Genomic DNA, 9,923 nt, shown 5'->3' with positions numbered 1-9,923 from the left:
CGCACGAGGTCGATCACGTCCGGACCTTCCCGGACGGGCGGGTGATCGCGCTCGAAATCGAATGGAACAACAAGGATCCATTTTTCGACCGCGATCTAGAAAACTTCAAACGCCTTCATGCCGAAGGTGCGATCAGCGTCGGGGTGATCGTCACGCGGGGCGCAAGCCTACAGAACGACATGGTACAACTGGTCCGCCGATTTGCCGCCGAGCGCAACCTTGCCTCCGCTGATGACCTCAATGCTCTGGGATTGACCCCGACGCCGCGGCAACGTGCCGATGTGACGCGCCGGATGCGTGGCGGATCGGTGCCCTTTGCCGAGGCTTGGCCGCAAAGCTTCGTTCAGGACAAGTATGGTGCGGCCACCACTCACTGGCGGAAACTGGAAGACCGTGTGCATCGCGGCGTCGGGAATCCCTGTCCGCTCCTCCTCATCGGCCTGCCCAGCGCAATCGTCACTTTTGACGAACACCTGGACGTTGGCGCCATCGCGGAAGGCGAGGAGGAGCAGGAGATCCTTTCCGAACCTACTCTGCCGCCACCGGCATCCCAGCCCTAGAATGGTGTGCATACGTCGGCCAAGACGGGGCATACTCCTCGTCGGCTTGGTTGCCCCACACTGTCCAGTCAGGGCGCGTTCCGCGCGAGAACATCTCTAGGAAAGGTCCAGGGCTGCATTCCTCGATCAGTCGATACTGCTCATCAGGCTTGCGGCTGTGCTCGCGCTTACGACTCTCAAGGTAGTTCACCTGCGTCCGACCAGGATCAAGAGTACGGGCGTTCTTGCCTCGTACGCCGAACAGGATCAGCTCGGTGACATTGCGGAAATAGAAACCGACGCCCCTGCCATCGGAGCCGCCATCCTTGCGGATCTTCCGCCAGACGATGTTGGACTTATACTCGAATCCCCATTCGCGTAGCACACGCAAGCCATCTGGAAGCAGCGCATTGGGAACCCATAGATAGAGGTGGGCAGTCGCCGCGACGCATTCCTCGACCGGCAGCGCACATATCTCATCCAGTGTCATCGTTCCGTAGCGGTTGAGACGACGATGCTCGGGCGCCACCTTCCCGGTGCGGTTTTGAAACTGCCACGGCGGATCTGCCAGCACCGTTCTGAAGCCACCACCACCAGCGACATTCAACAGATCCATGCCTGCCGGACCATAGGCCGGTGACTTCTTGGACGCCTTGCGCTTGGGCTCTGACATTAAGCTGCGTCCTCATTTTCAATCGATTTTGACGCGCGACCCACATAGCCGCGCAAACCACGCCGGATGACCTGACTCATTGTCTCGTCACGACTATCGGCCACCTGCCGTGCCCGCTGTACGAGCTTCTTCGGCACCCGCACCGTCACCACCATATCGTCTGCCATATGCCTCTCCGGCGTACACCGTATGTTCTGATATTGCGATGTAATACGACATGCAAGCAAATTGGCTTCGCTTTAGGAACGCCTAGGATGCGCCCCGCTGGCCGCGCGCTTGCCGCGCTGGTGCCAAAACCGACCGGTTATGACACCAGCAACCTAAGCTCGCTCTGTATCCGCCGCAGGGCCTTTCAATCCTGGCGGCGGCAGGTCGGCATCCGGATCGCGTCCCTGTAGCTTGTCTAGGAGACGCATAGCCGGCGTGACGGTCAGCCCGTGGAGGAGGATGGAAAACAGCGCCACCAATCCTACGATGGCCCACAGCCGCTCGCCTCCGGCAAGCTCAACGTGGTTCAGCGCATAAGCCAGGTAATAGAAGGAGCCGACACCGCGGATGCCAAAGAAGGCAAGGGTCATCTTCTCGGAGAGGTCTGCCCGCAAACCGGCAAGCCCTATCAGGCCGGTAACGGGCCGCACGACGAGGATAATGATCGCAGCGGCCAGTACATCTACCCAACCAATCGGTTGAAGGAGCCCACTGACCAGCGCACCACCGAACAGGATCAGGAGCACCATCATGCCGATGCGCTCCACCTGTTCGGTGATGTCGTGCATCTCGCGGTTGAACTCATGATCGCGATGCGAGCGGCGAAGCGTCAATGCGGTGATGAAGACAGCCAGAAAGCCGTAGCAGTTGAGCAGCTCGGTCACGCCGTAGGAGACGAAAGTCGCGGCAATGGCGATCAGGCCATCCCCGGTCTGAGCCAGCTTGGTTTCCGCTGGCACGTGAAAGGTCAGCCAGCCGAACAGGCGGCCGATCAACCAACCGCCGACGACACCCACGCCGATTTCCCACAACACACTATGGAACACCCATTCGCGCGCCCAAGGCTCTCCGGTGCTCGCCGAAATGCCCAGCGCGATAGCGAGGTTGACGAACGGAAAGGCAAAACCGTCGTTCAGGCCCGCTTCTGACGTTAAACCGAAGCGCACCTCATCTTCCTCTCCGGTCTTGGGAGGACCGACCTGCACGTCTGACGCGAGCACGGGATCAGTGGGAGCGAGGCAAGCCCCAAGCAGAAGCGCCGCGATCCATGACAGGCCCAAGCCCCAGCCTCCGATCGCCGTGATCGCCGCGATGCTGAGGGGCATCGTGACCGCAAGCAGCCGCCAGGTCACATTCCATCGGCGCCAGCTGAATACGCGATCCAGCTTCAGGCCTGCGCCCATCAGCGCGATGATAACGATGAACTCGGTGAAGCGCTCGGTGATGTCGGCGTAAGACATCGGCAAAGGCCGCAGCGACACAGCCGGCAACGAGAAGACCACGGCTCCGATCCCGATACAGATGATCGGCAGCGACAGCGGCAATCGTTTCAACGCAAGCGGCAGCCATGCTACGAGGGCGATCAGGACTCCGGCACCTGTCAGCCAGAGGATATAGGGTTCAGGCGATGAAAAGCTGGGCACCTGCGCCGCTCTCCAGGCAGTAGCGCGTTCCGAGCGCTTCAGATGGATGTCGCATCAGCCTGGCGGAATGAGCAGACAGGGACCGAACACAGCCTGGCTCCCAGTTCATTACGCGAGACCTCTTGCGGGCCTTTGTTACTGTCGCTGCCGAATTGCGTCAGCACGATCTTCCGTCGCATCCGCCTTCTTCTCGGCAGTCGCGCGAACCCTGCGGACTTCTTCTTCCAAGGCATCCGCCCGCTGATCGGCTTCGCTGCGAACGGCGTCCGCCTGGTCCTCGGCGGCGTCCGCACGTGCTTCGATCGCCTCGTTCAGACTGTCAGCGGCACGATCCTGGGCTTCCCCCGTCCGCTCCGCCGGCCCTTTCTCGATCGTATCCTCGCTCGATACGACACCTGCGTTGGCGTCGGCCTGCTCGCCGGCATCCTCGCGGGGGCCGTCACAGGCCCCCACGAACGCGATCAGTGCCAGCCCGACGAGCTGGAGGCGTAGCCCTCGTCTCATGACTGCGGTTCCTCGCTCGGCGTCGAACTGCCCGGACGGAGGGTGGTGCTCGACTGCGGCGCGATCGGCGGATGGGGTGTTGCGGCCGAGCCGCTGAGACGCTGAACGAGCTTAGCAGCGGCATCCCGTCCGCCGAGACCGAAGGCGAGCGCGAAAGCGACAGCGATGGCACCCAGGATCAGGCCGAAGGCGAGATTGATAATGTCGTCGGCGAGACCCATGAAGCGCAGGCCGATGGCGGTGCCGAGCACGATAATCGCAACGTGCACGATCTTCGCGGTCAGCTCGGCATTGGCCCCGCCGCCCGCGCGCACGACCGTCGACACCAGCTTTGCGATGGCGATGGCTGCGGCGATGATGACGGCACCGAAAACGACCGAGCCGAGCAGGGTCAGGATCTCCGCCATCATGCGCGAGCCGTAGGCGAAGTTGAGTTGCCGGAACGCCTCCATCAGGCCGAAGATGATGATGGCGACGAACACGGCGTTACCCAGCAGCTTGGATGGCACTAGCGCTGGCGTCGCGGAGGCCCCTGCGGAAGTTGACGGAACCCCGGCCGCCGGCGTCGTGCTTGAGGGGAACACGCCGAGCGCGCTGATCGTGCGATCGAAGCCGGTGCCGCTCAGGAATTGGCTGAGGAGTTGCGACGCGAACCGGCCGATCACATAGGCGAGCGCGAGAATGATCGCGGCTGCGACAACGTGCGGGATGCTGTCGAGGATGATGCGGAGCATCGCGGTCGCCGGATCGGAGATTGCGCGGATGTTGAGCTGATCGAGCGCGGCGATCGCGACCGGGATAATGATGAGCGCGAAGACGATCCCGCCGACCATCCGCGGCAGCGTCGTGGGATCGGCCTTGGCCATCCCGGCGCGTTCGGCGAGCTGCTCGGTGCGGGCGGCTGTCAGCACCGCCTCCACCGCCTTCTTGGCGACGCTGGCGACGATGTAGCCGACGAAGAAGATCAGCCCTGCGCCGATGATGTTGGGGATGGCGGCGCCGAACTGGTTGAGCATTCGGCCGACCGGGCTGGTGGCAGCGGCCAGGCCAAGCGGCTGAGCGGCAAGCACGAGCGCGATCAGGATCACGATCCAGAAGGCCGCATCACCGACCTGGGCACCGACGCTCTTGGGGTTGCGGCCCGTCTCGGGAATACCGGACTGCCGGTGCGCGTGACGCGCCAGCGGCGTCTTGTTGACCAGCGCGGCGACGCCCCACTTGGCGGCCCTCGCCAAAAGGTAGCCGATCAGGAGGATGACGGCCGCGGCAAGAACGCGCGGCCCCCACTCCTGTAGGTAAAGAACGGCGGTGTCGCCGAAGTTGCGGGTGCCGGCGACCATGCCGTCCGCTGTCACATAGTTCGGGTTCATCGCCGTCTCCCTGTTGGCAAAGCATGTGAGCCCGGCACAGGCTCTCACCTGCGCCGGGCTCCACCGACTAGATACGCTTGTCGGTGTCGCGGAAGGTCGAGCCGCGGGTCTCGACGTCGGTGTCGCGGTCGACCTCGACGTCGGTACGGCGCACGGTGTCGTCGACTTCCTCGACATGCTCCTCGGCCGTCTTGGAGACCACGACCTCCTCGACGACACGGGCGGTCTTGCCGACCACCGCTTCCTCGCCGGTCGCGGTCATGTCGACCGTCCGCTCGCGGAAGGCGTCGGTATCGGCCGCGGAAAGCGGCTGATCGACCGAGCGCCGCTCGACGTTGACCCGCTCGTTGCGGAGGCGGATTTGCTCGTGAACCGGCGTTTCAGTCACATAGGAGCGCACGCGCACCCCGCCGCGGCTGACGTCGCGCTTGCCGACGACCAGTTGCTCCTCGACGATCGGGATCACCTCTTCCTGTTCGGCCGTGCGGCCGGCGGTCTCGCGACGGTCGAAGCTGCCGAGAGCGGCCCCGGTCGCACCGGCAGCGGCGCCGGTGCCCGGATAATCCCAGCCCGACGAACGCCACTGGCTCGAACGGTCGTCGATGTCGATCGAGTTGGCCTCTTCGAGCACGCGCACCGCCTCGTCGACGCAATCGTCATCGACGTCGGCGGTCAGCAGCGCACCGCCGCGGCGCACGCCTTCCTCATAGGTGTGGCGGTCTTCATCGGGCACGAACGCGTTCTTGATCGAGTCCCAGAAGCCGCGGTCCTCATGGGTCGAGTAGCCGGTCTCCTTGTAACCGGCGCTCGACTTGTCGTGGATATGGATGTGGTCGGCGTCGATCCGCGCGCTCTTGAGCCGGTCTTTGGCTGCCTCGGCGTCGGCGCGGCTGTCGAACAGAGCGGTGATGGTGCTGGACATGATCTTACTCCTGCGATTGAGACGGGATTTGGCGGCTTACCTCGCCGTCACGACGAGTTCGGTGCGGCGGTTCTCAAAGCGACCGCCAGCGGTAGCGTTGGTGTCGACTGGATCGGTCTCGCCGCCTGAGACAGTCTCGATGCGGCCGGCGTTGATGCCTTGCGCGACGAGCGCCGACTTGACGCTATCGGCTCGGGCCTTGCCGAGCGCCATGTTGGCTGCATCGGTGCCGCGCGCGTCGGCGTAGCCGGCGATGCGGATTCGGGCGTTCGGATACTGCTTGAGGGTCGCGGCCACCTCGTTCACCTCGGCAGCATCGGCGGGTCGGATATTGCTCTTGGCGGTGTCGAAGTTGAGCTTCTCGAAGGTGAAGGTGCGGGGAAGCGGCTCCGTGCCGGCCAGATAGGTGCCGAGACCGGACGTGCCGACCAGCGCGTCAGCGGAGCCGGCGTTCGGGGTCGACGCGACAACCTCGGTCGGGGCGGCCGTAGGAGCGGGAGCGACGGCAGCGGTGTCCTCACGGTTGCAGCGGCTCAGAGCGAACAGCAACGCCAGAATCCCGAGCGCAAGCAGCAACCAAGGGAGCCAGTTGAAGCCCTTGTTCTTCTCGATATGGATGTGACTCGGTGCGCCCTCCGGCCTGTCATCGTTAGGTCCTGCCATGAACATCCTCCTGGGTTTTGGTGAGATCGGTGCGGTCGACCTCGATGCGGGTGCGCCTGAGCGTGGTCGGCAGCTCGACCGCCTCCGCCTGCGCCGACCGGAAAATGTGGACCTCCTCGACGAGGAAAAGCCGCTTCTCGACAACCAATCGCTCCTCGATCACGGGAATGATGGTGACGCCGTTCTCCTCACGGACAGCGGGGGCTCGATCGACCTCGCGTTCGACCGCTACGCGCCTGATCTCGACGTGCTCGCGCCGAACCTCGTCACGAACAACGACCTGCTCCTGCTCGGGCACGGTGCGGACGGTGACATGCTCGACGTCGGTCGCACGTTTGGTAACGTGCGCCTCCTCCTCAATGATCGGTAGGCGAATGTCGTCGGGCATGCCTGTCCTTCAGCTTTGCCACCTAACGCCGCCGAACCTTTAAAGTGCCCCGGAGCTAACTCTTTCCGGGTTGATCGAGCTGGTAGTTTGCTACTACCGGTGCAGTAGTTCTCGCCGAGCCGTTCATTATCTGCGAGGAACATCATCCTATGGCGCGGCGCTCTACCGGCATGGCCAATCCGCTCTCCCGTGTTCTCGCACGCGACACGTTGACCCACCTCGAACAATTGATTGGCGGCATGACGGCCGGCGTCATCCTGATCGACCTGGCCGGAACGATCATCTGGGCCAATGATGCTGCGCTGGCGATGCACGGCGTCAACAAGCTCGAAGGGCTCGGTGGCAACGCCGACACCTATGCGCAGCGGTTCGCGCTCCGGTTCCGCAACGGGCACCGGCTCGCCAACCGCGAATATCCTGTCATCCGCATGTTGGCGGGCGAGAGCTTCCCGGACCTGGTGGTGGAGGTGAGTGCCGCCGGCAGCGATGAACGTCGTTGGACCCATCGGGTGCGCGACGTCGTGATGACCGGGGACGACGAAGAGCCGGACTGTCTGGCGCTCGTGATTCAGGACGTTTCCGAGCAGTATGAAGCGGAGGCGCGGTTCGAGGCCATGTTCCAGGCCAATCCCGCGCCGGCGCTCATCATGCGGCTATCGGATCAACGGTATAGCCGGGCAAATCGCGGCTTTCTCGAAATGACCGGCTACCCCCGTCAGGTGGTCCAAGGGAACAGCCTCTACGATCTCGACATTCTCAACGGTGCCGAGCGAAAGGACTATGCCAGGCAGTGCCTTGCGGAAGGCCGGACGATCCCGCAGATGGAAGCGGAGCTGCCGCTGCCGGACGGCAATACCAAGCTCGTCATCATCGCCGGTCAGCCGATCGAAGTCGGCGACGACAAGTGCATGCTGTTTACCTTCGCCGATCTGGAGCCCCGCCGGAAAGCCGAACGGGCGCTTCGATCGAGCGAGACACACTTTCATACCCTGTTTGAGATGGCGCCCGTGGCGATGGTGCTGACTTCGCCCGACAGCCACCGCACAATGGACGTGAACGACGCGTTCGTTCGCCTCACTGGTCGCAGCTCGGCCGGCTCGATCGGCAGAGCCGCCGGCGATCCCGAGCTTTGGGCCGATCCGGCGCAGCGTGAGGAGGTGCAGCAGGAGCTGGATCGAAGCGGGGGCGTGCGCAACCGCGACGTCCGGCTGATCGATGCAGACGGGCAACCGGTCGACTGCCTCCTCTCGGCCGAGCGCATGGAGATCAGGGGCGACCGCTGCACGCTATGGCTTTATCAAGATATCACGGCGCGGCGGAAAAGCGAGCTGGAGCTGGCCGACGCGATCGAAGCGGTGATGAAGGATGCAAGCTGGTTTAGCCGGACCGTGATGGACAAGCTCGCAACCCTGCGTAATCCGCGCGCCGAAACCGCCACTGAGACCGCCGACCTGACGCCTCGTGAGCGTGAGGTGCTGGGGCTTATCTGCGAGGGCCTGGACGACAAGGTGATCGCGAAGCATTTGTCGCTTTCGGGAAACACGGTGCGAAACCACGTTGCCGGCATCTACGGAAAGATCGGTGTCAATCGGCGCGCCGCAGCCATTGCTTGGGCTCGGGAACGTGGCTTTGCCTAAAACAAATGCAACCGTGCGGCCGCAATCCAGTAATGGTCTTCAACAGCAATAGCCGGAGACCATGAGTCACTCACGAGGGGATCGGCAAAGCAAAGAAGGACAGCTATCATGCCAGATACCCCATATAATGATGCATTGGATGTTCTCGCCACGGCTCTGAAGGCAGGGCCTGCCGCTCTTGCGCACCAGAGCGGGCCGGCGGCCCGCACGAACTTCGTGGATCGGCTCACGACAATCGCGCACCGGCTTGATCTGGGCGGCCATGGCGGCGTGCAGGAGGTCTACGAGGCCGCCTCAATCATCGGTCGATTACAAAAGGGGCCGAAACGGCCAAAAGGTGAGGGTTGGTCGATCGAAGATCATCAGGCCATTGCCGATCTTGAGAAGGTGCTCGTCAAGCTCGCTAACGGTGTTCAGGAGTGAATGGCGATGAGTTCGTCTCTCTTGTGCCTGTCCATTCGGCCAATGAAGGCCGGTGCCTTACCGCCGTGATGGGGCTGGCGGGCGCTGAGGAGTCAGTGTCCTAGCGGGAGGAGCGGCCCGATGCGGCGATCATGCCGCCTCAGTCCGGTAGAGCTGCGCCTCACGGTTGATAAGGATATCGGCCAGGAACCAGTAGGCTTCGCCCCAGGCGTTCAGAATCTCATCGGTTGCCGCCTCGCCCAATATGTCGCGGATCGCCGGCAGCAGCGCGTTGGCGACTGCAGGATAATGTTCGGGCTTGATATGGGTCTCGACATGGCGCGCGGCGATGCGCTCGATCGCGGGTTTCAGCACGTCGAGCTTGTCCACATTCTGCGCAAAGGCGAGGATCGCCGCCGCGAGCCGCTTGGGCTGCGCGCCGGATTCGTGCGCGGCCATGTCAAACAGCGCCTTGATCTCCGGATCGACGAACAGGCGCTGATACATGCGCGTGGTAATCTCCACGCCGTGCTGCTGGAGCGCAGGCGCCGTAGCTTTTACCAAAGCCATTGTTTCGGGGGAAAGCGGTTTGGACATACAGACGTGCTCCGGATTTCAGGACCCTGACAAAAGAGACGATCAAAGTGGCGAGAGGGACCCGATCGAGCAAGGAGCGTGGGCCGGAGAGACAGGCATGCGCGATGAACCCAAGGCTTAGCGTCGGGGTATCCCATATCCGCATTCGATCATAGCTCGACCGCAGCCAGAGGAGCGAGCAAGGTCCACACGACGCCCGAGGCGGGAAACTCCATCTCGGCACGGCCGCGCAAGCTGCGGCTCACGGCCGTGCATATCAGCCGCGACCCAAAGCCCCGCCGCTCGGGCCTGACGACTGGCGGGCCACCCCGTTCGGCCCATTGCATCCAAAGCTCGGCTTCGGTGCCCGAATCCAGCACCTTCCATGTCAGCTCGATCGTGCCCGCCTCATTGGACAGGGACCCATATTTGATCGCGTTCGTCGCCAGCTCGTGAAAGGCGAGGGTCAACGTCATCGCCGCCCTGGGGCCGATCGTGACCGTGGGGCCGTGGAGGCGAAGCCGCTCCGCGTAGAGGGTGAAGTGGCCCAGCGCATTTTCCGCCAGCGCGGGCAGGGGCGCCGCCTGCCAGTTGTGGGATAGAAGCTGCTCGGTCGCG

The 9,923-nt window shown here is 63.4% G+C and carries 12 protein-coding genes and 1 pseudogene; 3 read left to right on the top strand and 10 right to left on the bottom strand.

What is annotated here, in order from left to right; all coding sequences use genetic code 11:
* Nucleotides 1-560: BglII/BstYI family type II restriction endonuclease (locus DI606_RS17950; protein WP_293985267.1), on the top strand; the 560-nt coding region annotated here is incomplete at its 5' end.
* On the opposite strand, the gene DI606_RS17945 is transcribed toward DI606_RS17950, so the two are convergent.
* The 8 genes from DI606_RS17945 to DI606_RS17910 all read right to left on the bottom strand — a co-directional run bounded on the left by DI606_RS17945 (nt 529) and on the right by DI606_RS17910 (nt 6,690).
* On the bottom strand, nt 529-1,212 hold the full coding sequence (locus DI606_RS17945; RefSeq protein ID WP_293985266.1) for an MT-A70 family methyltransferase: 684 nt from the start codon (nt 1,210-1,212) through the stop codon (nt 529-531). The genes DI606_RS17950 and DI606_RS17945 overlap by 32 nt on opposite strands.
* Nucleotides 1,212-1,379, bottom strand: a complete 168-nt coding sequence (locus DI606_RS17940) for a hypothetical protein (RefSeq protein ID WP_293985265.1) — start codon at nt 1,377-1,379, stop codon at nt 1,212-1,214. The genes DI606_RS17945 and DI606_RS17940 overlap by 1 nt, the downstream gene beginning before the upstream one ends.
* A 153-nt stretch (nt 1,380-1,532) precedes the next feature.
* Nucleotides 1,533-2,843, bottom strand: a complete 1,311-nt coding sequence (locus DI606_RS17935; RefSeq protein ID WP_293985264.1) for a cation:proton antiporter — start codon at nt 2,841-2,843, stop codon at nt 1,533-1,535.
* Between the two features lie 135 nt (nt 2,844-2,978).
* Nucleotides 2,979-3,347, bottom strand: a complete 369-nt coding sequence (locus DI606_RS17930) for a hypothetical protein (RefSeq protein ID WP_293985263.1) — start codon at nt 3,345-3,347, stop codon at nt 2,979-2,981.
* Nucleotides 3,344-4,717 carry a mechanosensitive ion channel gene (locus DI606_RS17925; RefSeq protein ID WP_061781005.1) on the bottom strand — a complete coding sequence of 458 codons (1,374 nt, stop codon included), beginning with the start codon at nt 4,715-4,717 and terminating at the stop codon, nt 3,344-3,346. The genes DI606_RS17930 and DI606_RS17925 overlap by 4 nt, the downstream gene beginning before the upstream one ends.
* 67 nt (nt 4,718-4,784) lie before the next feature.
* Nucleotides 4,785-5,639 (bottom strand): DUF2382 domain-containing protein, encoded by an 855-nt coding sequence (locus tag DI606_RS17920; protein ID WP_061781006.1) that lies wholly within the window; start codon nt 5,637-5,639, stop codon nt 4,785-4,787.
* Nucleotides 5,640-5,675: 36 nt separating this feature from the next.
* A complete protein-coding gene (locus DI606_RS17915) occupies nt 5,676-6,302 on the bottom strand; it encodes an OmpA family protein (protein ID WP_293985262.1) in 627 nt (208 codons plus the stop codon).
* Nucleotides 6,289-6,690 (bottom strand): YsnF/AvaK domain-containing protein, encoded by a 402-nt coding sequence (locus DI606_RS17910; RefSeq protein WP_293985261.1) that lies wholly within the window; start codon nt 6,688-6,690, stop codon nt 6,289-6,291. The genes DI606_RS17915 and DI606_RS17910 overlap by 14 nt, the downstream gene beginning before the upstream one ends.
* 149 nt (nt 6,691-6,839) lie before the next feature.
* Here DI606_RS17910 and DI606_RS17905 point away from each other — a divergent pair, with 149 nt between their 5' ends.
* Together DI606_RS17905 and DI606_RS17900 are read left to right on the top strand one after the other, a co-directional pair.
* On the top strand, nt 6,840-8,327 hold the full coding sequence (locus DI606_RS17905; protein ID WP_293985260.1) for a helix-turn-helix transcriptional regulator: 1,488 nt from the start codon (nt 6,840-6,842) through the stop codon (nt 8,325-8,327).
* Nucleotides 8,328-8,435: 108 nt separating this feature from the next.
* On the top strand, nt 8,436-8,750 hold the full coding sequence (locus DI606_RS17900; RefSeq protein WP_293985259.1) for a hypothetical protein: 315 nt from the start codon (nt 8,436-8,438) through the stop codon (nt 8,748-8,750).
* A gap of 129 nt (nt 8,751-8,879) precedes the next feature.
* Here DI606_RS17900 and DI606_RS17895 read toward each other — a convergent pair whose 3' ends face one another.
* Together DI606_RS17895 and DI606_RS17890 are read right to left on the bottom strand one after the other, a co-directional pair.
* Nucleotides 8,880-9,326, bottom strand: a complete 447-nt coding sequence (locus tag DI606_RS17895) for a globin domain-containing protein (RefSeq protein WP_239436246.1) — start codon at nt 9,324-9,326, stop codon at nt 8,880-8,882.
* A 149-nt stretch (nt 9,327-9,475) separates the two neighbouring features.
* A pseudogene (locus DI606_RS17890) lies at nt 9,476-9,923 on the bottom strand (histidine kinase); the annotation flags it as partial.

The organism is Sphingobium sp., assembly GCF_003248505.1.
Taxonomy (GTDB): Bacteria; Pseudomonadota; Alphaproteobacteria; order Sphingomonadales; family Sphingomonadaceae; genus Sphingobium.
This window is presented reverse-complemented; position numbering and strand designations above follow the sequence as displayed.

Excerpts from the sequence above, each read along its gene's own strand:
- DI606_RS17945 (WP_293985266.1), bottom strand. The coding sequence starts at position 1,212 with ATGTCAGAGCCCAAGCGCAAGGCGTCCAAGAAGTCACCGGCCTATGGT.
- DI606_RS17940 (WP_293985265.1), bottom strand. The coding sequence starts at position 1,379 with ATGGCAGACGATATGGTGGTGACGGTGCGGGTGCCGAAGAAGCTCGTA.
- DI606_RS17930 (WP_293985263.1), bottom strand. The coding sequence starts at position 3,347 with ATGAGACGAGGGCTACGCCTCCAGCTCGTCGGGCTGGCACTGATCGCG.
- DI606_RS17925 (WP_061781005.1), bottom strand. The coding sequence starts at position 4,717 with ATGAACCCGAACTATGTGACAGCGGACGGCATGGTCGCCGGCACCCGC.
- DI606_RS17920 (WP_061781006.1), bottom strand. The coding sequence starts at position 5,639 with ATGTCCAGCACCATCACCGCTCTGTTCGACAGCCGCGCCGACGCCGAG.
- DI606_RS17915 (WP_293985262.1), bottom strand. The coding sequence starts at position 6,302 with ATGGCAGGACCTAACGATGACAGGCCGGAGGGCGCACCGAGTCACATC.
- DI606_RS17910 (WP_293985261.1), bottom strand. The coding sequence starts at position 6,690 with ATGCCCGACGACATTCGCCTACCGATCATTGAGGAGGAGGCGCACGTT.
- DI606_RS17905 (WP_293985260.1), top strand. The coding sequence starts at position 6,840 with ATGGCGCGGCGCTCTACCGGCATGGCCAATCCGCTCTCCCGTGTTCTC.
- DI606_RS17900 (WP_293985259.1), top strand. The coding sequence starts at position 8,436 with ATGCCAGATACCCCATATAATGATGCATTGGATGTTCTCGCCACGGCT.
- DI606_RS17895 (WP_239436246.1), bottom strand. The coding sequence starts at position 9,326 with ATGTCCAAACCGCTTTCCCCCGAAACAATGGCTTTGGTAAAAGCTACG.